Origin of the sequence: Methylobacterium brachiatum, from assembly GCF_020523825.1 — a bacterium.
In the GTDB taxonomy this organism is placed as follows: domain Bacteria; phylum Pseudomonadota; class Alphaproteobacteria; order Rhizobiales; family Beijerinckiaceae; genus Methylobacterium; species Methylobacterium brachiatum.
Genome location: NZ_JAJALK010000002.1, coordinates 572,584 through 598,348 on the forward strand (window position 1 = coordinate 572,584; position 25,765 = coordinate 598,348).

22 protein-coding genes are annotated in these 25,765 nt (G+C 70.9%); 7 read left to right on the forward strand and 15 right to left on the reverse strand.

Features of this window, described 5'->3' with window-relative positions; genetic code table 11:
• Nucleotides 1-22 precede the first annotated feature (22 nt).
• The 4 genes from LGR69_RS06400 to ybgF form a co-directional block, all read right to left on the reverse strand.
• Nucleotides 23-769 (reverse strand): sulfite exporter TauE/SafE family protein, encoded by a 747-nt coding sequence (locus tag LGR69_RS06400; RefSeq protein WP_230365504.1) that lies wholly within the window; start codon nucleotides 767-769, stop codon nucleotides 23-25.
• 351 nt (nucleotides 770-1,120) lie between these two features.
• Complete coding sequence (ftsH, locus tag LGR69_RS06405) at nucleotides 1,121-3,043, reverse strand: ATP-dependent zinc metalloprotease FtsH (RefSeq protein WP_230365505.1); 1,923 nt, start codon at nucleotides 3,041-3,043, stop codon at nucleotides 1,121-1,123.
• Nucleotides 3,044-3,190: 147 nt separating this feature from the next.
• Nucleotides 3,191-4,201, reverse strand: a complete 1,011-nt coding sequence (gene tilS, locus LGR69_RS06410) for a tRNA lysidine(34) synthetase TilS (protein ID WP_230365506.1) — start codon at nucleotides 4,199-4,201, stop codon at nucleotides 3,191-3,193.
• Between the two features lie 120 nt (nucleotides 4,202-4,321).
• Nucleotides 4,322-5,323, reverse strand: a complete 1,002-nt coding sequence (ybgF, locus tag LGR69_RS06415) for a tol-pal system protein YbgF (protein WP_122161777.1) — start codon at nucleotides 5,321-5,323, stop codon at nucleotides 4,322-4,324.
• A gap of 244 nt (nucleotides 5,324-5,567) precedes the next feature.
• On the opposite strand from ybgF, the gene LGR69_RS06420 reads away from it, so the two are divergent.
• The gene (locus LGR69_RS06420) at nucleotides 5,568-6,584 is read left to right on the forward strand and encodes a class I SAM-dependent methyltransferase (RefSeq protein ID WP_230365507.1); all 1,017 of its coding nucleotides are present in this window, start codon (nucleotides 5,568-5,570) and stop codon (nucleotides 6,582-6,584) included.
• A 61-nt stretch (nucleotides 6,585-6,645) separates the two neighbouring features.
• Here LGR69_RS06420 and pal read toward each other — a convergent pair whose 3' ends face one another.
• Nucleotides 6,646-7,140, reverse strand: coding sequence for a peptidoglycan-associated lipoprotein Pal (gene pal / locus LGR69_RS06425; protein WP_007565379.1), 495 nt, complete (start codon nucleotides 7,138-7,140; stop codon nucleotides 6,646-6,648).
• A gap of 348 nt (nucleotides 7,141-7,488) precedes the next feature.
• On the opposite strand from pal, the gene LGR69_RS06430 reads away from it, so the two are divergent.
• Nucleotides 7,489-7,881: a response regulator gene (locus LGR69_RS06430; RefSeq protein WP_007565378.1), complete on the forward strand. Its 393-nt coding sequence runs from the start codon at nucleotides 7,489-7,491 to the stop codon at nucleotides 7,879-7,881.
• Between the two features lie 11 nt (nucleotides 7,882-7,892).
• Here LGR69_RS06430 and LGR69_RS06435 read toward each other — a convergent pair whose 3' ends face one another.
• Nucleotides 7,893-8,792, reverse strand: a complete 900-nt coding sequence (locus LGR69_RS06435; RefSeq protein ID WP_230365508.1) for a WcbI family polysaccharide biosynthesis putative acetyltransferase — start codon at nucleotides 8,790-8,792, stop codon at nucleotides 7,893-7,895.
• 208 nt (nucleotides 8,793-9,000) lie between these two features.
• Between LGR69_RS06435 and LGR69_RS06440 the strand changes: the two genes are divergently transcribed.
• A complete protein-coding gene (locus tag LGR69_RS06440; RefSeq protein WP_230365509.1) occupies nucleotides 9,001-10,068 on the forward strand; it encodes a GSCFA domain-containing protein in 1,068 nt (355 codons plus the stop codon).
• A gap of 30 nt (nucleotides 10,069-10,098) precedes the next feature.
• Here the strand turns inward: LGR69_RS06440 and LGR69_RS06445 are convergent, their stop codons facing one another.
• Nucleotides 10,099-10,491: a DUF5615 family PIN-like protein gene (locus LGR69_RS06445; RefSeq protein ID WP_007565372.1), complete on the reverse strand. Its 393-nt coding sequence runs from the start codon at nucleotides 10,489-10,491 to the stop codon at nucleotides 10,099-10,101.
• Nucleotides 10,488-11,201 carry a hypothetical protein gene (locus LGR69_RS06450; RefSeq protein ID WP_122161773.1) on the reverse strand — a complete coding sequence of 238 codons (714 nt, stop codon included), beginning with the start codon at nucleotides 11,199-11,201 and terminating at the stop codon, nucleotides 10,488-10,490. Before LGR69_RS06450 ends, LGR69_RS06445 begins: the two co-directional genes overlap by 4 nt.
• Before the next feature lie 139 nt (nucleotides 11,202-11,340).
• Between LGR69_RS06450 and LGR69_RS06455 the strand changes: the two genes are divergently transcribed.
• On the forward strand, nucleotides 11,341-11,940 hold the full coding sequence (locus LGR69_RS06455) for a nitroreductase family protein (protein WP_122162918.1): 600 nt from the start codon (nucleotides 11,341-11,343) through the stop codon (nucleotides 11,938-11,940).
• A 99-nt stretch (nucleotides 11,941-12,039) separates the two neighbouring features.
• A complete protein-coding gene (locus LGR69_RS06460; protein WP_230365510.1) occupies nucleotides 12,040-12,822 on the forward strand; it encodes an SHOCT domain-containing protein in 783 nt (260 codons plus the stop codon).
• 204 nt (nucleotides 12,823-13,026) lie between these two features.
• On the opposite strand, the gene LGR69_RS06465 is transcribed toward LGR69_RS06460, so the two are convergent.
• Nucleotides 13,027-14,052: a KpsF/GutQ family sugar-phosphate isomerase gene (locus tag LGR69_RS06465; protein ID WP_007565364.1), complete on the reverse strand. Its 1,026-nt coding sequence runs from the start codon at nucleotides 14,050-14,052 to the stop codon at nucleotides 13,027-13,029.
• A gap of 211 nt (nucleotides 14,053-14,263) precedes the next feature.
• On the opposite strand from LGR69_RS06465, the gene LGR69_RS06470 reads away from it, so the two are divergent.
• Nucleotides 14,264-15,706 (forward strand): FAD-linked oxidase C-terminal domain-containing protein, encoded by a 1,443-nt coding sequence (locus tag LGR69_RS06470; protein WP_122161771.1) that lies wholly within the window; start codon nucleotides 14,264-14,266, stop codon nucleotides 15,704-15,706.
• A 74-nt stretch (nucleotides 15,707-15,780) separates the two neighbouring features.
• Here LGR69_RS06470 and LGR69_RS06475 read toward each other — a convergent pair whose 3' ends face one another.
• The 6 genes from LGR69_RS06475 to LGR69_RS06500 all read right to left on the reverse strand — a co-directional run bounded on the left by LGR69_RS06475 (nucleotide 15,781) and on the right by LGR69_RS06500 (nucleotide 25,207).
• Nucleotides 15,781-18,549 (reverse strand): bifunctional diguanylate cyclase/phosphodiesterase, encoded by a 2,769-nt coding sequence (locus LGR69_RS06475; RefSeq protein ID WP_230365511.1) that lies wholly within the window; start codon nucleotides 18,547-18,549, stop codon nucleotides 15,781-15,783.
• A gap of 158 nt (nucleotides 18,550-18,707) precedes the next feature.
• Nucleotides 18,708-20,936: a putative bifunctional diguanylate cyclase/phosphodiesterase gene (locus LGR69_RS06480; protein ID WP_230365512.1), complete on the reverse strand. Its 2,229-nt coding sequence runs from the start codon at nucleotides 20,934-20,936 to the stop codon at nucleotides 18,708-18,710.
• A gap of 290 nt (nucleotides 20,937-21,226) precedes the next feature.
• Nucleotides 21,227-21,778, reverse strand: a complete 552-nt coding sequence (locus tag LGR69_RS06485) for a Ros/MucR family transcriptional regulator (protein WP_230365582.1) — start codon at nucleotides 21,776-21,778, stop codon at nucleotides 21,227-21,229.
• A gap of 401 nt (nucleotides 21,779-22,179) precedes the next feature.
• Nucleotides 22,180-23,394, reverse strand: coding sequence for an ABC transporter permease (locus LGR69_RS06490; RefSeq protein ID WP_230365513.1), 1,215 nt, complete (start codon nucleotides 23,392-23,394; stop codon nucleotides 22,180-22,182).
• Nucleotides 23,395-23,452: 58 nt separating this feature from the next.
• Nucleotides 23,453-23,971: a DUF4112 domain-containing protein gene (locus LGR69_RS06495; RefSeq protein ID WP_230365514.1), complete on the reverse strand. Its 519-nt coding sequence runs from the start codon at nucleotides 23,969-23,971 to the stop codon at nucleotides 23,453-23,455.
• A gap of 81 nt (nucleotides 23,972-24,052) precedes the next feature.
• Nucleotides 24,053-25,207 (reverse strand): aminotransferase, encoded by a 1,155-nt coding sequence (locus LGR69_RS06500; RefSeq protein ID WP_230365515.1) that lies wholly within the window; start codon nucleotides 25,205-25,207, stop codon nucleotides 24,053-24,055.
• A gap of 333 nt (nucleotides 25,208-25,540) precedes the next feature.
• On the opposite strand from LGR69_RS06500, the gene LGR69_RS06505 reads away from it, so the two are divergent.
• Entirely contained in the window at nucleotides 25,541-25,720 is a 180-nt protein-coding gene (locus LGR69_RS06505; RefSeq protein WP_230365516.1) for a hypothetical protein, read from the forward strand.
• Nucleotides 25,721-25,765: the final 45 nt, after the last annotated feature.

The following is a 25,765-nucleotide window of genomic DNA, read 5'->3' on the forward strand; positions in this document are numbered from 1 at the left end:
CGGCGTGACCCCGGGCGGGGCGCTACAGCACCCGCGGGAGTGCCGCCGCCAGCAGCGTGATCCCGGAGATCGTCAGGAGGCCGAGCACCACCCGGCGGAAGGCCGTCTCGCTCAGGCCGACATAGACCCGGGTCCCCAGCAGGACCGGGATCAGCATGGCGAGCAGCACCACGGCCAGCATCGGCAGCGCCGTGCGGGTCACGAGGCCCGAGCCGAGATAGACGAGCATCGTGACGGCCAGCATCGTCAGGTTGAAGTTCTGGATGATCGTGCGCTGCACGTCGCGCTCGTAGCCGCGCAGCACGCACCATAGGGTTGGCAGCGTGCCGGTGAAGCCGCCGAGCCCGCCGAGCATGCCGCCGCTCATGCCGACGACGGCGTCCGCCAGCCGCCCGCCCGTGGTGATCCGCGGCAGGTCCTTGGCGAGCAGCATGGCCGGGCACCAGACCACCAGCAGGGTGCCGAGCACCACCTTGAACCAGTCGGCATTGAGGTGCGGCAGCAGGAACACGCCCAGCGGAATGCCGGCGAGCCCGCCCAGCACGAACGGGGCGAGGCGGGCCCGGTCGAAGCCCCGCCGGACCGTGACGGCGGCCACGACCTGGCCGGTGAGCGACCCGGCCACCGCCAGGACGGCGGCGAGCTGCGGATCGATCACCCAGGCCCAGAACGACAGGGCCACCAGCCCGAAGGCGAAGCCCGACAGCCCCTGCACGAAGCCGGCGACCGCGGCCCCGAGGGCGACGACGAGATAAACGGACAACGCCATCGGGTGCGCGGCTCGGAAGATTCCCGTCCCGGTCTTTCCGATTCGCTGCCGAGATCCGAGCCTAAGGCCGAGCTTCCGGGGGGCGTTCACGGACAGGCGGAGCGGATTGTCATGCGGGGCGGCCCAGGACGGTCAGTCCGGATCTGGCCCCACGCCTTCCCTCCACGGCGCTCCATGGTGGTCACACATCGGTCGGCGCGGATCGCGACGTGCCCCCGGCTCCCGTGCGGGAGAGGGGACCCGCGCCATATCAGGCGCTGTGACGTCAGATCATCGCGCAACGGGCCCGGCGCGGAAAAACCCAACGAAAAAGGGCGCCTCGCGGCGCCCTTCTCATCCTTCCTTTCCGGCTCAGGCCTGCGGCTGAGGCTCCAGGCCGCCGTCGCTCTCCTTCGGCCGGCCGCGGCCGGCGGAGGGGACCGAGGAGCCCCGGGCCGGGGTCGGAGGCACGTCGCCGCCGTCGCGAATCGGGGGCTGGCCACGCAGGAGGTTGCGGATCTCGTCGCCCGAGAGCGTCTCGTATTCGAGCAGCCCCTGGGCCAGGACTTCCAGGTCGTCCTTGTGCTCGGCCAGGATGCGGCGGGCCTCCTCCAGGCCAGTCTCCACGAGGCGGCGGACCTCGGCGTCGATCTTCTGGGCGGTCGACTCGGAGACCGATTGCTGCCGGCCCATCGACATGCCGAGGAAGACCTCGTCGTTGTTCTCGCCGTAGGCCACGGTGCCGAGCTCGGGCGAGAAGCCCCAGCGGGTCACCATCATCTTTGCCAGCCGGGTCGCCTGCTCGATGTCCGACTGGGCACCCGAGGTCACCTTGTCCCGGCCGAAGGTCATCTCCTCGGCGATGCGGCCGCCCATCATGATCGCCAGCCGCGAGGTCATCTGCTCGAAGCTCATGGAGAGCTTGTCGCGCTCGGGCAGCTGCATGACCATGCCGAGCGCACGACCGCGCGGGATGATGGTCGCCTTGTGGACCGGGTCGGTGGCCGGGACGTTCAGCGCCACGATGGCGTGGCCGCCCTCGTGATAGGCGGTGAGCCGCTTCTCGTCCTCGGTCATGACCAGGGTCCGCCGCTCGGCGCCCATCATGACCTTGTCCTTGGCGTCCTCGAACTCGTGCATCGTGACGATGCGCTTGCCGCGACGGGCCGCCAGCAGGGCCGACTCGTTGACGAGGTTCATCAGGTCGGCGCCCGAGAAGCCCGGGGTGCCGCGCGCGATGGTCTTGAGGTCGACATCGGGGGCCAGCGGCACCTTGCGGACATGGACCCGCAGGATGCGCTCGCGGCCGGTGACGTCCGGGTTCGGCACCATGATCTGGCGGTCGAACCGGCCCGGACGCAGCAGCGCCGGGTCGAGCACGTCGGGGCGGTTGGTCGCCGCGATAATGATGACGCCCTCGTTGGCCTCGAACCCGTCCATCTCCACGAGGAGCTGGTTGAGGGTCTGCTCGCGCTCGTCGTTGCCGCCGCCCAGGCCGGCGCCGCGATGGCGGCCGACCGCGTCGATCTCGTCGATGAAGATGATGCAGGGCGCGTTCTTCTTGGCCTGCTCGAACATGTCGCGCACGCGGCTGGCGCCGACGCCCACGAACATCTCGACGAAGTCGGAGCCCGAGATGGTGAAGAACGGCACGTTGGCCTCGCCCGCGACCGCCCGGGCGATCAGGGTCTTACCGGTGCCGGGCGGGCCGACGAGCAGCACGCCGCGCGGGATCCGGCCGCCGAGCCGCTGGAATTTCTGGGGGTCGCGCAGGAACTCGACGATCTCCTGCAGATCCTCCTTCGCTTCCTCCACGCCCGCGACGTCGTCGAAGCTGACGCGCCCGTGGGCCTCGTTCAGGAGCTTGGCCTTCGACTTGCCGAAGCCCATGGCGCGGCCGGCACCGGACTGCATCTGGCGGCTCAGGAAGATCCAGGCGCCGATGAAGACGAGGATCGGAAGCCAGCTCACGAGCAGCTGGATGAACCAGGGGGTGTTGTCCGACGGCGGGCGGGCCGTGATCGTCACGCCCTTGCCCTGGAGCTTGGAGACCAGGCTCGGGTCGTTGGGCGCGTAGCTGGTGAAGTTGCCGCCCCCGACATAGGTGCCGGACACGTCCTGCCCGGAGATCACCACCGACTGGATCTTGCCGGCATCGGCGTCGTTGAGGAGCTGACTGTAGGCGATCTCGCTGCCGCCGCCCCGGTGACCCGGGTTCTGGAACAGGGTCACGAGGGCCAGCACCAGCAGGAAGATGACGACCCACAAGGCAAAGTTGCGAAAATTCGGGTTCATCGATCGATCCTTGGTGCGTGCGGCCCCCTAGACGGACACATCGCGCGGCTTTGCCGGTCCATCCGTGCACACCTCGCCAATGTAGGCGGGGGGGCCTTCGTTGCCAAGTAAGCCGGTCCCCCCTGCGGCGAGGGGAACATCTGTTCTTCAATCTGCCGCCCTGGAACGCCGGGGCGGCGCAAGGGTGAGGGTCACGATACCGGCGGCATCGGCGGCGACCAGGATCCCCGCCAGGGTCCGCCGGATCGGCTCCCGGCGGCGCAGGGCCGGAAGCAGCGCGTCGAGCACCAGGGATTCCAGGCGCTCCAGGCGGCGCGGCCCGGCGCCGGCCCGGGTCAGGGCGGTGTCGAGGCCGCGCAGGGCGAGGGCTTCCGGCAGGGCCGCCAGCGCGGCGCCGTCGAGGTGCAACGCCGCGGCGTCGGTATTCTTTGCCGGCAGAAGGGCCGCCGAGAGGGCCTGCTCGGCCGCGGCCCGGAGGGCGTCGTCGTCCCGGGCGGCCCGTTCGGCGAGGCGCGCGAGCCGCGCCGGGCTCAGGCCCTCGCGCTCCAGGGCGGCCCAGGTGGCGCGCAGGCGAGCCCGGGCGAAGCGCGGATCGGCATTGGCCGGGTCGCGGACATGCGGGATGCCGCGGGCCACGCACCAGGCCGTCAGGGTCGCCTTCGGCAAGGCCAGGAACGGCCGCCCGAGGGTGATGCCGGGGGCGAGGGGGCGCTGGATCCGCATGCCCGCGAGCCCGGCCGGTCCGCTACCGGCGGCGAGCCGCATCAGCACGGTCTCGGCCTGGTCGTCCTGCGTGTGCCCGGTGAGCACGAGGCCGGCGCCGACCGCCTCGGCATGGGCGGCGAGCAGCCGATAGCGGGCGGCCCGGGCCGCGTCCTGCAGGCCGGTGCCGGGCTTCGGGCCGGCCCAGGTCAGGACCGCGTGCGGCAGGCCGAGCGCCCGGGCCGCCTGGCCGACGCCCTCGGCCTCCGGTCCGGAATCCGGGCGCAACCCGTGATCGACGGTGGCGACCTGCACCGAGGCGCCGAGCGCCGCGGCGGCGTGCATCAGCGCGCTCGAATCGGGCCCGCCCGAGACGGCGAGCAGCACGCCCCGGTCGGACCGGCCGAGCCAGGGTCCGAGGGCGCAGAGGACCGGATCGTCCGATGGACCCGTCATGGATTCAAAAGGTCCGAGACCTTTTGCGGGTGCAGGGCAGGGCCCTGCTGCCGGGCATGCCCGAGAATCGGGGCTCCGCCCCGACACCCCGCCAAAGGGCTGAGCCCTTTGGGATCCCGATCAGGCCGAGCAGCGCGCGCGCTTCTGCTCCCGGACGACGCCCTGGCGGACGGTGCTGCCGGCATTGGGGAACTTCCGGTCGAGCTCGGCCAGGGTCGCGCAGGCCTGCTCGCGGGCCCCGAGGGCATTGAGCGTGACGCCGAGCTTCAGCATCGCGTCCGGCGCCTGGGACGAGCGGGCATAGTCGGTGGAGACCTTCAGGAACTGCTCGGCCGCCTCGCGGTTGCGGCCGCGGGCCAGGTAGCTCTCGCCCAGCCAGTAGGTCGCGCCGGCGACCCGGTTGTCGCGGGGATGCGACTGGATGAACTGGCGCAGGCCCATCTCGGCCTGCTCGTACTGCTTGGAGCGGACCAGCTCGACCGCGGCCTCGTAATCGGCGGCCGGGTCGCCGGTCCGGGTGGCGGCCACGCTCTCGGCCGGTCGGGTCGCCGGGACCGGGATCGCGCCGGTGCGGGCGGGGGGCCGCAGGTCCACCGGCTCGTCGTAGCCGGGGGCGGCGCCCTCGGCGTCGGGATCCTCGTCCTCGATCGCGGCCCGGGGCAGAGCCTGCGGCCGGGCCGGCGCCGCCTCGGCGGCCTCCCGGGCCGGCAGGGGCGGGGAGGGCTGGGTGCTGCCGAGCGGCATCGGCGCCCCGGGGGCGCCGGGGGCCTGGGACGGGTCGAAGGCGTCGCCGCGCTTGCCCGGACGTCCGGCACCCGGATTGCCGCCATTGACCGCGCCGGCCGGAGCCGGCGCCGCCGAGGGAGCCGCCTTACCGCCGCCGCCCTTGCCCTCGTTCAGGCGAAACTCGACATCCTCCTGGAACTTGCGCAGCTGCTCTTTCAGCTGGCGGTTCTCATACTGGAGGGTCTCGATCTGCCCGGCCATGATCCGGGACTGGTTCTCAATGCGCCCGAGGCGCACCACCAGTTCCGAGGCGTCCTGCGCGGCGGCCGGATGGCCGAGGAGCAGGGCCCCGAGGATCGTCGTGAGCGCGAGGCGAGTGCGAAGACGGGCGGGCATGATGGGCTGCGGTCCGATGGAAGCGCGAGGCCCTATCAGATGCGCCGTTCCGCGGCAAAACTGCGGCGCGCTCCGGTCGGAGTCGGGGCCGCGCGCAGAGGTCCGGGCCGAACCGCAAGCCGCACGCCATCTTGGGCGCCTACGAGGTCGGTCCCTTCCGTGCTGCAGCGCGGGTTCTGCCCGGGGGTGCGCGACCGCGTCAGACGTCGGCGCGCCCCGGGCGGAAGCCGCCGAGGTCGCCGATTTGACCGATCCGTCTCCGCCTCTTCGCCAGCCGGTCCGCGATCCCCGCGCCGCGGAGGCGCCGCGGGATCGGGAGCTGCATCTCCTGGTCGGCCTCACCAAGGCGAGCAAGTTCATCGAGATCGGGCCGGCCCACAACCCGCTCGTGCCGCGCAGCGCCGGGTGGAACAGCTTCAGCCTCGACCACGCCACCCGTGCAGATCTGATCGCCAAATACGCCGGCGACCCGGCGGTGGACCCGACGCGGATCGAGGAGGTCGATTTCGTCTGGCACGGCGGATCGCTGACCGATGCCGTCCCGGCCGAGCACCACGGCACCTTCGACGGGTTCATCGCCAGCCACGTCATCGAGCATACGACGGATGTCGTCAGGTTCCTGCAGGCGGCCCGGACGCTCCTGCGGCCCGAGGGCGTCGTGGTCCTGGCCGTGCCGGACAAGCGCAAGTGCTTCGACTTCTACCGGAACCCGTCGACCACGGCCGACGCGATCCTGGCCTACGAGGAGAAGCGGGACCGGCACGATGTGCGCACGCATCTCGATTACGGCCTGCGGATCGCGAAGAAGGGCGGTTTCCCGGCCTGGTTCGAGAGCGACACCCAGCCGGCCGAACTCGTCTGCGGCATCGATGTGGCCTGGCAGATGCTCGGCTACCGCGACGTCCGCGACTACGTGGACGTCCATAACTGGGTGTTCGTGCCGGCGAGCTTCGAGCTGATGATGCTCGAACTCGGCCAGCTCGGGTTCCTCGACCTGCGGGTCGAGAGCCTGACCGAGATGCCGGACACCGAATTCCTCGTCCGGCTGCGGCCTGGAACGGATACGATCGATCCGGCGGAGACCCAGCTGCGCCGCCGCGGGCTCCTGGAACGGATGCTGATCGAACTCGCCGATCAGACCCGGCAGATCGCGGGGAGCCCGCTCGCCGTGCCGCCCCCGGATTCGTCCCGGCCCGGGGCGTGCGCCCGATGGCGCCGCTGGCTCGCGGCCGGGCCCTGGCGTCGCCGCGTCAGCCTTTGAAAGCCTGGTTCCCGGAGGGCGGCATACCCTCCGGGAACCGGATTCCGGCGGGATCGCCGCCTTAGGCGCCAGCGCCGCGGTCGAGCACGATCACCGCGCGGCGGTTCTGCGACCAGCACGAGATGTCGTTGCACACCGCCACCGGCCGCTCCTTGCCGTAGGAGACGGTGCGCATCCGGTTCGCCCCGATGCCCCGCGTGGCCAGGTAGTCGTTGACCGCCTGGGCCCGGCGGGCGCCCAGGGAGAAGTTGTACTCGCGGGTGCCGCGCTCGTCGGCATGGCCCTCGATGATGAAGGTGTAGCGCGGGTAGCGCTGCAGCCAGGCCGCCTGCTTGTCCAGGGTGGCGGTGGCGGTGGGCGTCAGGTCGGTGGAATCCGATTCGAAGAAGACCCGGTCGCCGATATTGACGACGAAGTCCTGCGCGCTGCCCGGGGTCGCGGCGCCGGCCCCGAAGGCGGAGGCGTCGGCGAGATCCTTGTCGTTGCTGCAGGCGCCGAGCCCGAGGGCGGCGCAGACAGCGAGGCCGAGGGCGAGTGCGCGGAAACGCTGGGGCATGATCGTTCAACTCCTCGAGCGGTGCCGAAGGCCGGCTGCTGGTCTTCGAGGCGGGTCCGCGTAGTCCTGAGCGCCGGTGATAGGCGCGGATGGTTAAGCGACGGTTCCGACCGGCGCCGCGGAGCCTCCTGCGAGTCCCGGCCGGTCGGCGGCGTGCGCTGCCGCACGCAGGAGGATGCTGACGCGCCCGGATTGCGGCACCGCCGGGGCGGAGGCGCAAGCGCGGCCATTTCCGCCCCGGCCGGTTGCCGCGATGCAACAGGGCCGGATACCGCTTTCGAGGCCGCTTTAAGGGATCCTCAACCCTGTGGGTTCTTGATTCACCCAATCGATCCGCGGACCGCCCCCATGCCCCCCGCCCAGTGCGTCCTCATCGTCGAGGATAGCTACCTGCTCCTCGAGATTATCGCGAGCCTGTGCGAGACGCAGGGCATCCGGGTGATCGAGGCCTCCACGGGCGAGGCGGCGCTGACGCTGCTGCGGGCGCGGGGCGCCGAGATCGACTGGCTGTTCACCGACATCCACCTGCCCGGGCTGATCGACGGCTGGACCGTGGCCCACGCCTTCCGGGCGATCCATGCCGACCGGCCGGTGGTCTATACCTCGACGGATTCGAGCGGCGGACGGGGCGTCCCGGGCAGCCTGTTCCTGCGCAAGCCGTTCCAGGTGCAGGCGGTCAACCGCCTGGTGCGGATGATGGTCGAGGGCCTGAGCGACGCGCCCCTGTGCGCGGCAATCTGAGCGGGGCTCGCCTATCCGGCCCGGAACAGGGCGACGATCTCGGGCGCGGCGAGCCACGCATCCACCCGCTGGCAGGCGAGGTCGCCGGCCGGCATCGCGTCGTAGATCGCGAAGCTCGCCGCGATAAAGCCCTGCAGGTCGTAGAGCTTGGGGAAATCGTCGCCCCGGGGCTTCATCTTGAACAGGAACGAGCCGGTCAGCCCGAAATGCTCGGCGATCGGCGGGTAGAGCGGCCAGACCACGTCCTGGGCCAGCTCGTCGCCGAGATAATCCTCGACCTCCACGGGCTCGGGCCGAATCCCGCTCTCCAGCAGCAGCCGCCGGGCGATGTCGCCAATGACGAAGGCCTTGGGGTGGTTCATCACGTGCATGAAGGCGCCCCGGCGGGCCCAGCGGGTCACCTCCCGGTCCAGGCCGAAGCCCAGGGCGGACGCGGACGTGACCAGCTCGTGGACGGCCGGATCCCAATGGTCGAGATAACCGAGCCGCCGGAACACGTCCTCGCGGAACAGGGCGGCGGTGCGCCCGGCATCGAGGCCGAGCCGGTGGGCGCAGAGGACGATCGCCGAGTGGTACTGCCCCATCGGCGAGGGCGCGAGCTTGAGCGCGGCAAGGTCCGAGGCCTGGCCGACATAGACCATGTCGGGATGGAAGGCCGAGAACACGATCGACGGGAACAGCTTGAGCCGCGGGTCGGCCGCCCGCAGGGTCGCGATATCGCCCCCGGGGATCAGGCCGGCCGGGAAGGCCTGCGAGAAGACGTGGTCGTGGGAGCGCAAGGTCCGGATCAGGCCGTCGACATGGCCGTGGTCGCGCTTGAGCGAGCCCATCGGCAAGTAGCGCACGGGGCTCTTCGGCGCGAGCAGGCGCATCGCCTGGGCGATCCCCCGGGCCTGGCAATTGCCCAGCACCGCGATAGCCGGTCCGTCGCGCGTCGTGGCGGCGCGCGCGCGGTTTCGCCATGGTGTCGCCCAGGTAGGCGCCCAACTGGGGGTCGACAGGGAAAACGCGCTGCGGGCGCGCCGGGGCAGATCGTTCAGGGCCACGTCGCGTGCCGGTGTCAGCGGACGGCTCAGCATCCCCGAGGGCGCTCGCCGTCGTGAAGAAGAGGGTTCGAAGATGGCGTTGAATCCGTATACGGGTCTACCGGCCGAGCGATTCTGGCGCAAGGTCGTGACCAACGTGCCGCCCTTCGCGGTCAATCCGCACCCGAAGGACACGTTCGCGATCGGGCCGACTGACAAGGTCGCCACCGGCGGCTCCTGCTTCGCGCAGCGGGTGGCCGAGGCGGTGCGCGGCGCCGGCTTCAACTACTACCTGACCGAGCCGCCGCCCCCCGGCATGACCGCCGAGGAGGCCAATGCGCGCCAGTTCGGCACCTTCTCGGCCCGGTACGGCAATCTCTACTACACGCGCCAGTTCGTGCAGCTGTTCGACCGGGCCTACGGCCGCTTCGAGCCGGAGCTGAAGGCGTGGCTGCGCGACGACGGCCGCTACGTCGATCCGTTCCGCCCCACCGTCGAGCCGGCGGGCTTCGCCAGCGAGGCCGAGGTGGTCGCGGCCCGCGACGCGCATCTGGCCGAGGTGCGCCGCCTGTTCGAGACCCTGGACGTGTTCGTGCTGACGCTCGGCCTCACCGAGGGCTGGCGCTGGCGGGCCGACGGCGCGGCGCTGCCGCTTGCCCCCGGGGTCGCGGGCGGCACCTTCGATCCGGAGCTCTACGAGTGCGTCAATGCCGGCGCGGGCGAGGTGCTTGGCGACCTCAACGGCTTCCTGGACCGGCTCTGGAGCGTGAACCCCAAGGCCCGGGTGATCTTCACGGTCTCGCCGGTGCCGATGATCGCGACCTACATGGACCGGCACGTGATGGAGTCGAACAGCTACTCCAAGTCGGTGCTGCGTGTGGCCGCCGGCGAGGTGGTCGGCCGGGGCGATCCGCGGGCGGTGTATTTCCCCGCCTACGACATCGTCACGAGCAACGTGAATGCCGGGCGCTACTACAACGAGGACCAGCGGACCATCAACGACGCGGGCGTGCGCCACGTCATGCGGCTGTTCCTCTCGACCTTCGCGCGCGACCGCGCGGCAGCCGCCCCGACCCACGCCCCCGTGGACCTCGCGGCCGAGTTCGAGGGCAATGCCGGCGTGATCTGCGACGAGGAAGAGATCGAGCGCAGCGTGGCGTGACCGACCGCGCCGAGCACGCGGGCCGCGCGCCTACAGGGTGCCGATCCGCGTGCTCGTCAGCGGAAGCTCGAACATCGATCCGGGCCTGGCCCGCTCGGCGAAGGTCTCGATCCCGCTCCAGAGGGCCAGGATGCGCTCCGCCTGCTTGACCAGGGGCGCCTTGCAGAGGCCTGCCGACAGGAAGAAGCCGGTCAGCCGCGACGCCCGGAAAGCGTTGAACTCCGCCTTGTTCCTGCGGATGCGGCGGTCCCCCGAGATAACCACCCAGCCGCCCTCGCGGCTCAGCTCGGAGATCCATTGCAGGTCCGTCACCCCGGGCCCGTAACGCTCGCGGATGTGGAGGATCTGATGCTCGCCCGCGAACAGGGCCGCCAGGGCCCGGGCCAGGGCGGGCGAAAGGTTCTCGTCGACGACGACTTTCACGCCGCCTGGAGGGACGCTTCGAACCGCACGGCATCCCGGACCACGGCTACGGGAACCTCGTACAGACGCGCCACCCGCTCGGTCGAGCCCTCGGCTGTGACGGCCTCGGCCAGGGCCACGGTCGGCACACCGGAGATGGCTGCGATCGGCTGGCCGAAGGCACGCCGCGGGTCGATGACGATCGAATCCCGACCCTGAAACGGCCGCCAGCGGACGACGATGTCACCCTCGATGTCGAGATCGCGAAACGTCTGCTCCAGGACCGCCCGGATGACGTATTGTCCGCGCGCCAGATCGATCACCTCGCTCTCGCCATCGGATTTCAGGCTTTCGAGGAAGATCGTGCGTCCGTCGGTCTTGAACCGGCGGGTTGAGAACGGCCGGGAATCCTGCACGGCCTCGCGCGCGGCTTCGAGGCAGCGGCGGATCACGCGCAGATCGACATTCTCGCGCACGAACGCCTGGACGAAGCGCAACTCGATCAGATCGCGGAAGCCGAGTTCCAGGTGATGATCGTTCGCCGGCAGTTCGGGCGTCCAGAGCGGCGGCATCCGCCCCGGACGGCCGCCGGAGGTGAACGCATAGCCCCCGAGCCAGCGGCTGATGGTCCGGGCCGGCAGGCGAATCAGCCGTGCAGCCTCGGGAACGGTGTAGAACCCGGTCCCCAGGGGAGCCGCCTCAAGGGCAGAACTGTCCGTACGCGCCGTCATCGCGGCGAGCGTACCCCGCTCGAAGGCGCTCCGCTACGGGCATGGCGGCCCGGCCGCACCCGGTTCGGGTTTGCCATCGGCCGAGCGTTTCGGGCAGTGTCGGCGCCACTGAAGCGTAACCGTGCCGGAGTCGATCCCCGTGAGCCTGCCCCCGCCCCGCCAGCCCGACCACGCCATCGATCCGATCTTCGTGGCGCGGCACTCGCCCCGCGCCTTCACGGGCGAGGCGCTGCCCGAATCCGAGCTGCTCCGGATGATCGAGGCGGCGCGCTGGTCGCCCTCGGCGTACAATTCGCAGCCCTGGCGCTTCCTCTACGCCCTGCGGGGGGATGCCAACTGGGACACGTTCTTCAGCCTGCTGGTGCCCGGCAACCAGAAATGGGTCTCGGGCACCGGCGCGATCCTGTTCCTGGTCTCGAACGGGTTGATGAAGGTCGGCGACGAGCTGAAGCCGTCCTACAGCCACTCCTTCGACACCGGCACCGCCTCGCTGGCATTCCAGCTCCAGGCGATCCACCAGGGCTGGCACGCCCACGGCATGACCGGGTTCGACCATGTCCGCGCCCCCGAGGTGCTGCGCCTGCCGGAGAACCACCGGGTCGAGGCCGCCTTCGCGGTGGGCCGCAAGGTCCCGGATGCCGAGCTCACCGAGGAGCAGCGGCCCCGCGAGGCCCCGAACGGCCGCCGGCCGATCACCGATTTCCTCATCGCCGGCCCGTTCCCGCAATCCGACCGCTGACGCGGTCCGGAACCGGGGGTGCGACCGGGACTTGGTCGATATTGCCATCGCGCGGCGGGGCTGACGCATCCCCCGCCCCGCGCCGATCGGAGTTCGCCCATGGACCCGAAAGCCTCGGCCCCGCCCGGCGGCACGGCCGCCCCCGCGCCGTTCCTGGACGAGGGCGGGTTCGACCACGCCTCGGGCCTGCAGAGCATCGCCGAGCGCCACGGGGTCGGCCTCGATGCGGTCCGCCATCTGGTCCAGGCCCTGGAGCGCGGGCACGGCACGATGGCGCAGTTCAACCATCCCGATCTCGGCGGGATGGGGCAGTGGTTCTCCGGCGGCATGGTGATGGTCGGCCGGATGTTCGACGACGGCCTGAAGGCGCGGGTCGACGCCCTCTGCACCGAACTCGCCGCGGCCCTGCCGGCGGGCGGGTTCTCGGACGCCACACCCGAATCGCGGCGCGGCGGCGGCGATTGGTGGCCGGCCGGCCTCGGACACCCCGCGAGCACCGGCGCGCAGGACGGGATGCGCTACGCCTATTTTCCCGAGACGCGGCGGCTCGCGATCGATTCGGGGGCCGGCATCGCCCTCTACGATACCGGCGAGCACCACATCTCCGGGGTCTCGCAGGCGAACGGCAGCCTCGACCTCACGGGCCCGCGGGGCGTCGTCGCCCTCGACCGCCTGCGCCGCATCGAGGCGGAGACGGCCGCCCCCCGGCAGGTCGACCCGGCCGCGTTGCCGGCCGGCCCGTCTCAGCCGGTCGCGCCGGAGGCGTCATCCTCGGGCGACGTGCTGGCGACGATCGAGCGGCTGGCGGAGCTGCACGCCCGCGGCGTGCTCACCGAGCGGGAGTTTTCGGACAAGAAGGCGGAGCTGCTGGCGCGGCTGTGACGTTTCGGGCCGCAGGCCTATCGGCCATCGCGCCTCCCATCCCCCCTCATCCTGAGGTGGCAAAGCGAGGCGGAGGCCTCGAAGGGCCCCTGTAGGGATCGCAGCGACTCATGGAGGGCTCCTTCGAGGCCCGCTGGCGCGGGCACCTCAGGATGAGGGGTGGATGGGAAGATCCTCGCTCGCGATCAGCGGGGCATCGACCGCTCAGGCGATGCCGGCGCGCAGCAGATCGTGGACGTGGACGATGCCCACCGGCCGGCCGTCCGTGACCGCGAAGACCGCGGTGATCAGCCGGCGGTTCATCAGTTCGAGGGCCGCCTGGGCGAGCTTGTGCGGCTCCACGGTGATCGGGTCGCGGGTCATGATCGCCGAGACCGGGGTGTCGAGGATCTCGGGGCCCATGTGGCGGCGCAGGTCGCCGTCCGTGACGATGCCGACGAGGCGGCCGGCGCCGTCGGTGACGCCGACGCAGCCGTAGCGGCGCGCCGCGATCTCGATCAGCACCTCGGACATCAGCGCGGTCTCGTGGACCAGCGGCATGTCCTGCGGCCCGTGCATCACCTGCTGCACGGTCTTCAGCCGGGCCGCGAGCGTCCCGCCCGGATGGAGCGTGTGGAAGCGCGCCGAGGTGAAGCCGCGCCGCTCCAGCAGCGCCACCGCCAGGGCGTCGCCGAGCGCCAGCTGAATCAGGCTGGAGGAGGTCGGGGCGAGGTCGTGCGGGCAGGCCTCGCGGACCCGGGGCAGTTCCAGCAGCACGTCGGCGGCCTTGCCGAGCGTGCTGGCGCCGTTGCGCGTGATGGCGACCAGGGGAATCGAGAAGCGGCGGCTGAAGCCGACGAGGTCGGACAGCTCCGCGGTCTCCCCGGACCAGGACAGGGCGACGATCACGTCGTCGCGGGCGATCATGCCGAGATCGCCGTGGCTCGCCTCGGTGGGGTGGACGAAGAACGCATGGGTGCCCGTGGAGGCCAGCGTCGCGGCGATCTTGCGGCCGATATGCCCGCTCTTGCCGATGCCGCTGACGATCACCCGGCCCTTGCTCTGCAGGATGGTCTGGACCGCCTCCTCGAAGGCCACGCCGAGCCGGCCCTGGAACGCTGCGCTGGTCTCCTGCAGGGCGGCGATGCCCAGTTGCAGGCTGCGGATCCCGACATCGCGGGTGCTGGCGAGGTTCGTGGACGCCGAATCGTAGAGATCGTCGCGCAGGGCGCTGGAGGCGGGAGCGTTCATCGGTTCCGTTCTGGACCCGTCGGGCGGATCCGGCGCCCAAGGGGCTGCAAGGGGGCGATGCGAAGCAAGGCCCGCGACGCTAGGGAGCCGTCATGGTTGAAATGTGACGCCGGGACGACATGCCGCCCCTCTCTGTCCGCCCGGCGGTTGAAGGCAGGCCCCGGCGGGTCCATGCTCCCGGCACGCCAGATCAAGAGAGGGCCCGAGCCCCATGACCATCCGCTTCCCCGAGCCCGACCCAAAAATCCTCGCCCGGCGGGAGGCGATCCTGGCGGGCCTCGCGCCCCTGGTCGCCCCGGAGGCGCTGGTGACCAGCGAGGACGAGCGCCGGGCCTTCGAGACGGACGGCCTCACCGCCTACCGGCAGATGCCCCTGGCCGTGGTCCTGCCCTCGACCACCCAGGAGGTCGCGGCCGTGATGGCCTATTGCCACGCCCAGGGCGTGCGGGTGGTGCCCCGGGGCGCCGGCACCTCGCTGGCCGGCGGGGCGATCGCGCAGGGCGACGCGATCATCCTGGGGGTCGGCAAGATGACCCAGGTGCTCGACCTCGATTTCGAGAACCGCACCGCCCGGGTGCAGAGCGGGCTCACCAACCTGGCGATCTCGGGCGCCGTCGCCCATGAGGGCTTCTTCTACGCCCCCGACCCGTCGAGCCAGCTCGCCTGTACCATCGCGGGTAACATCGCGATGAATTCCGGCGGCGCCCACTGCCTGAAATACGGGGTGACCACCAACAATCTGCTGGGCGTCACCCTGGTGCTCAACGACGGCACCGTGGTGGAGGTCGGCGGCCAGCACCTCGACAGCCCCGGCTACGATCTCCTGGGCCTCATCTGCGGGTCGGAGGGCCAGCTCGGCATCGTCACCGAGGCGACGGTGCGGATCCTGCGGGCGGCCGAGGGCGCCCGGCCGGTGCTGGTCGGCTTCTCGAAGGTCGAGGATGCGGGCGATTGCGTCGCCGCGATCATCGCGGCCGGGATCATCCCGGTGGCGATCGAGTACATGGACCGCGAGGCGATCCTGATCACCGAGGATTTCGCGAAAGCCGGCTACCCGCGCGACGCCGAGGCGATGCTGATCATTGAGGTCGAGGGCTCGGATGCCGAGTGCGAGGCGATGCTGGCGCGCATCGAGGCGATCGCCAAGGATTTTCGACCGACCAGCCTGCGCGTGTCTCGCTCGGAGGCCGAATCCGCCGCGATCTGGAAGGGCCGCAAGTCGGCCTTCGGGGCCACGGGGCGGATCTCCGACTACATCTGTATGGACGGCACGATCCCGACCGGACAGCTCGGGCCGGTGCTGGAGCGAATCGGGGCGATCTGCGCCGGGCACGGCCTGCGGGTGGCCAACGTGTTCCATGCCGGCGACGGCAACCTGCACCCGCTGATCCTGTTCGACATCAACAAGCCGGGCGAGTTGCAGAAGGCCGAGGCCGCCGGCGACGAGATCCTCAAGCTCTGCGTCGAGGTCGGCGGCTGCCTCACCGGCGAGCACGGCGTCGGCATCGAGAAGCGCGAGCTGATGCGCTTCCAGTACAGCCAGGCCGACCTGGAGCAGCAGATGCGGGTGAAGGCGGTGTTCGATCCCGACTGGATGCTCAACCCCGCCAAGGTTTTTCCGCTGGAGGGACGGCTGGAAGCCAAGGCAGCCTGAATTCGGGGATCCCAAAGGGCTCAGCCCTTTGGCGGGTCGTCAGGGCAGAGCCCTGATGACGCTCTGACTCTTTGTCAGGCCGCCACACCGTCGCGACCCTGCCCGACTTCCGGTGCCCGCAGGCTTCCCGAGGTGAGGGCGAGGATCGCGGCGAGGTCGGCCACCGGCGCGGGGCTGCCGAACAGGGTGCCCTGCAGCTCCTGGCAGCCTTCCTCGCGCAGGATCCGGGCCTGCTCGGGGGTCTCGACCCCCTCGGCGAGGACATCGATCTTCAGGGCCCGCCCGAGCCAGACCAGGGCCCGCAGGATCTCGACGCTGCCGCCGTCGCGCGCCAGCCCGCGCACGAAGCCCGGGTCGATCTTGAGCCGATCGAACGGGAACCGGTGCAGGGTGCCGAGGCTCGAATACCCGGTCCCGAACGCGTCCATGGCGATCCGCACGCCCGCAGCGCGCAGCGCCCGCAGGACCGACAGGTTCGCGGCGTTGTCCTGCGACAGGACCGATTCCGTGATCTCGAGCTCGAGGCGTTCCGGGCGCAGGCCGCTCTCGGCGAGCGCCGCCCGCACATCCGCGTCGAGGCCCTCGCCGGCGAAATGCAGGGGCGACAGGTTGACCGCGACCCTCACCGAGTCCGGCCAGGCGGCGGCGGCCCGGCAGGCGGTGGCGAGCATCCAGGCACCCAGCGGCTTGATCAGCCCGACCTCCTCGGCCAGCGGGATGAACTCCGCCAGGCCGACATCGCCGTGCTCGGGGTGATGCCAGCGCGGCAGGGCCTCGAAGCCGTGCAGGGCCTGGCTGTGGGCCCCGACGATCGGCTGGAAGTGCAGCACGAACCGGCCTTCGGCCAAAGCGTGCCGCAGGTCGGTGCCGAGCTGGCGGCGGCGCTGGATCTCGACATCCATGGCCGGATCGAAGAAGCGCCAGGTGCCGCGCCCGGCGGCCTTGGCCTGGTACAGGGCGATGTCGCCCTGCCGCAGGAGCGTGGCGGCGGTGCCTGAGGCGTCGTCGGCGCTCGCGATGCCGATGCTGGTGCCGATCGCGAGCGTGTGGCCGTTCACCGTGATGGGGGCCTCGAGCGCCGCCACGAGGCTCCGGGCCAGGCGCGCCGCATCCGCCGGCAGGGCGGCCATGCCGAGGACGATGGCGAACTCGTCGCCGCCGAGCCGGGCCACGAGGTCGTCAGCCGCCACCGTCGCGGCGAACCGGGCCGCCACCGCGCAGAGCAGCGCGTCGCCGACCGGATGCCCGTGGGTGTCGTTGACGGTCTTGAACCCGTCGAGATCGAGGCACAGCACCGTGGCCGGGGCGCGGGGGTCGCAGCGGGCGAGCGCGGCATCCATGCGCTCCTTCAGGACGAGGCGGTTCGGCAGGCCCGTGAGCGCGTCGTGCCGGGCCATATGGGCGACCCGGGCCTCGCTGCGGCGGCGCTCGGTGACGTCCTCGTGGGTGCAGAGCCAGCCGCCGCCGGGGATCGGCGCGTGGGCCACGTTGACCGCCCGGCCGTCGGCGAAATCGCAGGTCAGCGAGACCGGATGGCCCTGCGCGGCGGTGTGCTCGCAGGCCGCCACCAGGGCCGCGGCGGCTGCCGGGCCGAGGCCGCGCCCGGGGTCTTCCAGATGGGCGAGGAGGGCGGGCAGCGCGGTCCCGGGCCGGCGCAGGGCCTCGGGCACCGCGTACATCCGCGCGAAGCGCGCGTTCATGACGATGAGGGCAGCGTCCCGGTCGAACAGGCACAGGCCCTGGACCATGTTGTCGAGGGCGATGCCGAACCGGGCATCCTGGACGCGCAGAGCCCGCTCGCCGCGCTCGCGCGCCTCGGCCGCAGCCCGGGCCGCCTCGGACTGGGCGAGCTGCGCCTGCGCGCGGGCCCGCCGGCGGCCGAGCAGGACCAGCCCGAGCAGGCCGAGATCGAGCAGGAGCGTCGCGGCGCCCACGATGGCCGCCTGCTGGCGCACGGCCGCCAGGCAGGCCGCGGCGGTGCGGCTGACGCTGAGGATCAGCGGATAGGTCTTCAGGGCGCGGGCGGCCACGAGCCGGTCCTGGCCGTCGATCGGGCTGACGGTGCGCGTGACGCCGCCGAGGGCGGGGCTTGCGGAGATCAGGGTCGCGCCGGCCTGGGAGAAGATCCGGCCGATCGCCCCCGGGAAGTGCGGGTGCCGGACCAGCAGCATGCCGTCGTTGCGGAACAGCGACACGACGGCGTCGTCCGCCGGCGAGATCCGATCGTACAGGCCCTCGAAATAGCCGAGCTCGACCGCGCCCAGGACCAGGCCGAGGAAGGTGCCGTCCGGGGCCGCGACCTTCCGGGCGATGTAGATCGTCATGGCACCGTCGCCCCGGTTGGAGACCGGACGGCCGACGTAGCGCTGCAGGCTCGGCTCGGAGGAGAGCGCCTTGAAGTAGTCCCGGTCGGCGATGTTGACCGTCGGGATCGGCCAGTAGCGGCTGAAATTGAGCAGCTGTCCGCGCGCATCGACCAGCGTGATGGCGTTGGCCTGCGGCAGCGCCGCGATCCAGGTCCGCAGGGCAGCGTGCATGGCCGGCCGGGAGGCCACCTCGGCATATTGGTCGGCGCTGCGGATCCCCGCGGTCCGGAACTCGGCCAGGACGGCATCCTGGACGAGCTCGATCGCCTGCAGGGCCCGGTCCGCCTGGTCGGCCAGGATCGTGGCGAGGCCGCCGAGGCTGCGCTCGTTGTCCTCGACCGCGCGGGTTTCCAGGTGGACGATGAACAGGGCGGCCGAGCCGGTGATGACCAGGGCGAGGCCGAGGGCCGCCCAGGCCCGCAGATCGAGCGCGTGCCGCCCGCCCATGCGCCGGCCCGCCCACGCGACGAACGGCATGATAGATTTCGAACCCACCTGACCACGCCCGAACAACGCTCGATAACAGCGCTATAGTGGCCCCGTTAATGAGTTGTTGTTCCGATCGTGTGGATCGGCGGGCGATTCGACAATTGATTTTCGTGTGCGTTGTGTGCCGCCACGGGCGATACCGGCCTTCACTCGGCCGCGCGCAGGGTCGGGACGCTCAGCCACGCATCCCCCTGACGGGCTGCCAGGAGACCCGTCAGGGCGGCCGCCGGCATCGCCCGCCCGTAATGGTAGCCCTGGCCGACCTTGCAGCCCAGCGCCCGCAGGACGACCTCCTGGCCCTCGGTCTCGATGCCCTCGGCCACGGTGTCGAGGCCGAGATCATTGCTCATCCGGATGATGGCGCGGGTGATCGCCGCGTCGTTGGCCTGGGTGAGCAGGTCGCTCACGAAGGTCCGGTCGATCTTCAGGGTCGTCAGCGGGAAGCGCTTGAGGCTGCTCAGCGAGGCGTAGCCGGTCCCGAAATCGTCGAAGGCGATGCGCACCCCGAGGGCGCGCAGGTCCCGGATCGTCCCGAGGGTGCGGTCGTCGCTCTGCAGGACGACCCGCTCGGTGATCTCCAGCTCCAGCCAGTCCGGCGCGACCCGGTGGCGGGCGAGCGCGTCGGCGACCTCGCGCACGAGGTTGCCCGCCTTGAACTGGGCGGAGAACAGGTTCGCCCCGACCCGGAAGGGCGGCAGCCCCTGGTTCCGCCAGGCCGCGATCTGCCGGCAGGCGGCGTCCAGCACCCAGGCCCCGACCGGGAGCGCCAGCGGGCTCATCTTGATCGCCGGAAGGAACGCGCCGGGCAGGAGGAGGCCGCGCTCCGGGTGCTGCCAGCGGATCAGGGCTTCGGTGCCGACGAGCCGGCCGGTCGCGAGGCAGATCTGCGGCTGGTAATGCAGCACCAGCTCGTCGCCGTGCAGCGCGCGCAGCAACGCGTCCTGGGTGCTGCGCAGCGCCACCGCGGCATGGCGCATCTCGGAGGTGAACATCCGCGCACCGCCCCCGCCCTCCTGCTTGGCCCGGTAGAGCGCGAAATCGGCGCTGCCGATCAGCTCCTCGCCGCTCCGGCCGTGATCGGGGGCCAGGGCGAAGCCGATGCTCGCGCCGACCCGCAGGACATGGGCCTCGACCACGACCGGATCCGCCAGCGCGGCCAGGATCGCGCTGGCGCAGGTGCGCGCCGCCAGGGGATCGCCGGTCCCGGGCAGCAGGACGACGAACTCGTCGCCGCCCAGGCGGGCCATCACGGCCCGGCGCGGCAGCACCGCCGGGATCCGGACCGCGATCGCCTGCAGGAGCGCGTCGCCGACCGCGTGGCCGAGGCTGTCGTTGACCGCCTTGAACCCGTCGAGATCGACCAGCAGCACCGTGGCGGCCTCACCGCGGCGATACAGGTCGTTCAGCAGGGACTCGAACCGACGCCGATTCGTGAGGCCGGTCAGGTCATCCTGGTGGGCGAGCTGGAGCAGACCGGCCTCGCGCCGACGCCGCGCGGAGATGTCCTGGATGACGGCGCCGAGATTCGGTTCGCGCGCGTCGTCCCACAGGGACAGGGAGACCTCCACCGGGCATTCCGTGCCGTCCTTGCGCCGGACCATCACCTCGAGGGTGCGGCCGACGACTTTCGCGAGATGGCCTTCGAAGATCCGCCCCAGGGCGGCCCTGTGGGCCGCGCGCATCCGCTCGGGCACGATCAGCTCGAAGGGCGCGCCCAGCATCTCGTCGAGATCGTAGCCGAACAGGGACGCGGCCGCCCGGTTGGCAAACCGGATCCGCCCCTCCCGGGTGAGCGCCAGCAGCGCCAGCTCGGTGGCGTTGGCGAAGCCCATCATGGACAGCCGCGCCAATTCGCTGCGCCGCAGGGTCATCTGCTCGACCACCATCGCGGCGAGATCCGCCAGCGCCTGGCGGTCATGGGCCGGGAAGAGCCCGCGCGGCGCCGTGTCGGCCACGCACAGGGCCCCGAGCCGGAAGCCGTCGGCGGTGATCAGGGGGGCGCCCGCGTAGAAGCGGACGAAGGGCAGCCCCACGACTCGAGGATTGTCGATGAAGCGCGGGTCGCGCTGCGTATCCGGGATGACCAGAACATCGTTCGACCGGATCGTGTGGGTGCAGAACGACGCGCTGCGGGGCGTCGGCCCCTGATCGAGGCCGACCGGACCGAGGCCGGTCTGCGCCTTGAGCCATTGCCAATGCTGGTCGATCAGCGAGACGTAGGCGATCGGCGTCCGGAACAGGCGCGCGGCCAGCCGGGCGATCGCGTCGAAGCGCTCCTCCGGGGCCGTTCCCGTGATCTGGAACCGGCCCAGCGCGTGAAGGCGCAGCGATTCCTGCTCCGCCAGAGCATATTCCGACGTGGTCGCTGCCGACACCAGTTCTGCCCCCGGCGCTTCAGACCCGACATTCGCGGGCGCTGCCGGGGATGAACTTAATCCGCGAGTCTTATCGGAGGTTTAAATCAGTGGTTGTTGCGGCGTTCCGGTCCTGAAGACCGCGTCGCGCCCGTTCAAAACGACGGCTCTCGACCGTTTCCGGCCGCGAGCCTGTATCCGTCCGGCGATCGCGCCGCAATCTGTGTCACCCGCGACGCGATTGCCTCAATCCGAGATCGCGAAATCGTGCCCCGGCCCATGACGGGGCCGGGGACGATCCGCGAGAGCCCTCAGGCGGCCTCGACCGACTTGCGGCTGGCGCGCCCCTTGGCGGCGGGGGCGGATTCGGTCTTGCGGCCGCGGCGGGCCGGGGCGGGCGTCGGCTCCGCGTCGGTCTCGACATCCAGCTCCTTGCCGCCCTGCTGGGCGCGGCCGGGCTGGCCGAGGCCGAGGCTCTTGGCCAGGGCCGAGCGCTGCGCCGAATAATTCGCCGAGGTGGTCGGGTAATCGGCCGGCAGGCCGAAGCGCTCGCGGTAGCTCTGCGGATCCAGGCCGTGCTTGGTCAGGTGGCGCTTGAGCGTCTTGTACGACTTGCCGTCGATGAAGCTGATCAGGCCATCGGGCCGGATCGACTTGCGGATCTGGGCCGGGGTCGGCCGGTCCACAGTGTCTTCGGCTGCGGCAGAAGGTCCCGAGGCGATCGAATTCAGCGCCTCATGGATGCTCGCGATCAGCGACGGCAATTCGGTGGGGGGCAGGGAGTTGTTGGCGACATAGGCCGCGACGACGTCCACGGTCCGCTCGATATAGTGCACTTGGGATGTCGGCGCTTCTTCGGAAATTCTCACTTTCCCTGGGTTGGACGCTCGTTGAGGTAGCCTCTTACTGCGAATTAAAACAGCGGCTGGAAAAAGCAAGGTGACCCATACAATTCCCCGTGATCGTGTGAAAGTTCAGGTCTACATCGACCGGCCATGGCTACAGGTTGAAGTTGCATTGGCAGCGTTTTCACCGCACTTGCCCAGCGCTTTGTCCTCACGCGGGCGACGAATGCTGCTGCAGGCCGGAGGCCGGGTTTTCGCTGGCGGGAGAGACAGTTACGCCCTAGGTGAACGGCGGCCGCGCGCGGTCTAGGCGGGTCTTTCCCGACACTGCACCGGTCTTGCCATGAAGACGCAAAATATTTTTGCTGACCCGTCAATCGCCTGTGTGTTCCCGCACAGCGGGGACGGCTGATTCGGGCTCAGGCGAAGGATTTGCGCGGATCGAACGCGTCGCGCACTGCTTCGCCGGCAAAGACGAGGAGGCTCAGCATCACCGCGATCACCAGGAATCCGGTCAGCCCGAGCCACGGGGCGGTCAGGTTGTCCTTGCCCTGGGCGAGCAGCTCCCCGAGCGAGGGCGAGCCGGGCGGCAGGCCGAAGCCCAGGAAGTCCAGGGAGGTCAGCGTCGTGATCGAGCCGTTCAGGATGAACGGCAGGAAGGTCAGGGTCGCCACCATGGCGTTGGGCAGCAGGTGAACCGTCATGATCCGCAGGTTCGACAGGCCCAGCGCGCGCGCGGCCCGGACGTATTCGAAGTTCCGGGCCCGCAGGAACTCGGCGCGCACGACGCTGACCAGCGCCACCCACGAGAACAGCAGCATGATCCCGAGCAGGACGAAGAAGCCCGGGGCGATGAAGGCCGAGATGATGATGATCAGGTAGAGGGTCGGGATGCCGCCCCAGACCTCGATGAAGCGCTGGAAGGCGAGATCGACCCAGCCGCCGAAATAGCCCTGCACGGCGCCGGCCACGACCCCGATCGCCGACGAGACCGCGGCCAGGATCAGCCCGAACAGAACCGAGATGCGGAAGCCGTAGATCACCCGCGCCAGCACGTCCCGGGTGGTGTTGTCGGTGCCGAGCCAGTGCCAGGGAATGTCGGCGCAGGTCGCGCCGCCGAGCTTCTCCGCCACCGGCTTGCACTGGACCTCCGAGAGCATCCAGGTCGGCGGCGAGGGCGAGGGCGTCGGCAGGTCCTCGTTGATCGTGTCGTAGGAGAACCGGATCGGCGGCCAGAGCGCCCAGCCGTGCTCGGCGATCTCCTTGCGGATCTCGGGCGAGCGGAAATCCGTGACCGCCAGGAACCCGCCGAACTTCTCCTCCGGGTAGTCGACCAGAACCGGGACCAGCCATTCGCCCTTGTAGGACAGGACGATCGGGCGGTCGTTGGCGATGAATTCGGCGAACAGGCTGAGGACGAACAGCGCGGCGAAGATCAGGAACGACCAGTAGCCGAGGCGGTTGCGCCGGAAATTGTCGAGCCGGCGCCGGTTGAGCGGCGACAGCCAGCCGCGCCCGCCCGAAACCGGGGCCGGCACGGGAACGGCCTCATCGGGCCGCAGGACGATCGGCTGGGCGCCGGGCATCGGCGCCGGGACGACCTCGCTCTCGCCGGGACGCGCGATCTCGTTCATGGCCGCGGCCCTTTGCGAACGGGACGGGCCACGTCCGGCCGCGACGTCCGAAGACCGATCAGGTGTCGAGGCGGATCGCGGTGCCCTCGATCTCGTTCGGGCGGACGCCGCCGGTCCGCTCCATCCAGCGCCGAAGCAGGTGGACGTTGCGGCGGTTGGCCTTGAAGGCGGCATCGAACAGGTCGCCCGCCAGGGGGACCACGCCGAGCAGGCCGTCGACGGCGACGTTCAGCCCCATCCGGGCGACCAGCCAGCGGGGCGCTCCGAGGCGTTTGGCCTCGTAGACGATGAACGAGGAGATCACCATGCTGGCCACGTCGCCGATCACCGGCACGAGGCCGATCAGCGCGTCGAACCCGACCCGCCGGTTGATCCCCGGAATCACGAAGGCGGTGTCCATGACATGCGCCAGCGTCTCCAGACGGGCGAGGCTCGCCTCGCGGTCGAGATTCGCCGACAGGAACGGCGGCAGTCGAGTGGATGTCGCGCCGGCGGAATTCCTGCCGCCGGGAAGGGCCTCGGCGCCCACGAAGGGACCGGTCCGGGGAGCCTGCCGGGAAGCCTGGGTGAAATCCATCGCGGGGATCCGTCGGAGAGCCATCACCCTCAACGACGTGGCCCCCCGGCCGGATCCTCGCAAGGCGGCGGCCTGCGACCATCATGCCGCACCCCCGGCGAGGCCGCGCATCCGCTCCAGGGCGGTGTCCAGGGTGGCGTCGGCCTTGGCGAAGCACAGGCGCACGAGGCTGCGCACCGACCCGTCCGGATAGAAGGCGCTGACCGGGATCGCCGCGACGCCGTGGCGGGTGACCAGAGCCTCGCAGAAGGCCACGTCGTCGGCGTAGCCGAGGCCGGTTATGTCGATGTTGAGGAACCATGTGGCCTGCGCCGGCAGGACCCGGAAGCCGAGATCGCGCAGGCCCGCGTCCAGCCGGTCGCGGGAGGCGGCGTAGCCCGCCCGCATGGCGTCGAACCACGGATCCGGCTTGGCGAGGCCGTAGGCCACCGCATCCTGGAGGTTGGGCGGCGTGGTGAAGGTCAGGAACTGGTGCGCCTTGGCGAGCACACGCATCAGCCGGGCATCGGCCATCACGAACCCGACCTTCCAGCCGGTGAGCGAGAAGATCTTGCCCGCCGAGCCGATCTTGACCGTCCGCTCGCGCATCCCGGGCAGCGCCATCAGCGGCTGGTGGCGGGCGCCGTCGAAGACCACGTGCTCCCAGACCTCGTCGCAGATCGCGGTGACGTCGAAGCGCGTGCAGTATCGGGCGAGCAGCGCCAGGTCGTCCGCCGCGAACAGGGTCGCGCTCGGGTTGAGCGGGTTGTTCAGAACCACGGCCCTGGTCCGCGGGCCGAACGCGGCGGCGAGCGCCGCCTCGTCGAGCCGGAAGAAGGGTGGCTGCAGGGACACGATCCGCGGCACGCCGCCGGCCCGCTGCACCAGGGGCAGGTAGGCATCGTACATCGGAGCGAACAGCACGACCTCGTCGCCGGGCTCGATCAGCGCCAGCAGGGCGCCGGCCAGCGCCTCGGTGGCGCCGGAGGTCACCATCACCTCGGTGTCGGGATCGAGGGTCAGGCCCTGGTGCCGGGCGTAATGCGCGGCCACGGCCTCGCGCAGGGCCGGCAGACCCATCATCGGCGGGTACTGGTTCCAGCCGTCGATCAGGGCCCGGGCGCCACGCTCGCGCACATCCGCGGGGCCCGGATCGTCCGGAAAACCCTGCCCGAGATTGACCGCGTCATGGGCCCGGGCGAGCCGCGACATGGTCTCGAACACCGTAGTCGGCAGGGCGGCGAAGACCGGGTTCATGCGGGGCGGGACGCCGCTTCGGGCGCTGCAGACGAGCGAGACATCCTCGGCATGTAGCATGGGGTCGGCGGCGTGCGGAATGTGCGCGGCCGCACAGACCCGGACGACACGGCCGGACGCCGGGACTGACGAATGTTGACATTCATCAGTCGTATCGTAGGTTCGTCTCACGGCTGGGGCGGCGCTCTCGCCGGCGGGGCTTTGCCCCCTCGCTCCGTCAGCGAGACGCCGCTCCGGTCCCGTCAAAGGGCCACCGATCCCCGGATCGGTGGCCCTTTTCGCATGCCGGGGGCCGGTCGCTCTGGTAGCGTCTCAGGCCCGACGGATGCGACCATGCGGACGACACGCTGCCTCCTCCTCGCCGTGCTGATCGCCGGCCTGGGCCTCGCCCTCCGCCTCGGCGTGCCGGTCGCGCCCGTGGACCCGCCGTTCCGCACCGTGCTCGACGCCTACGCGGCACCGGATTCGTCGGCGGCGGAGCCCAGCAACACGGCTGAAACCTCGCCGCCCTAGTGACGGCGCATTGGCCGGGCATCCAACACCCGCCCGGCGACGGAA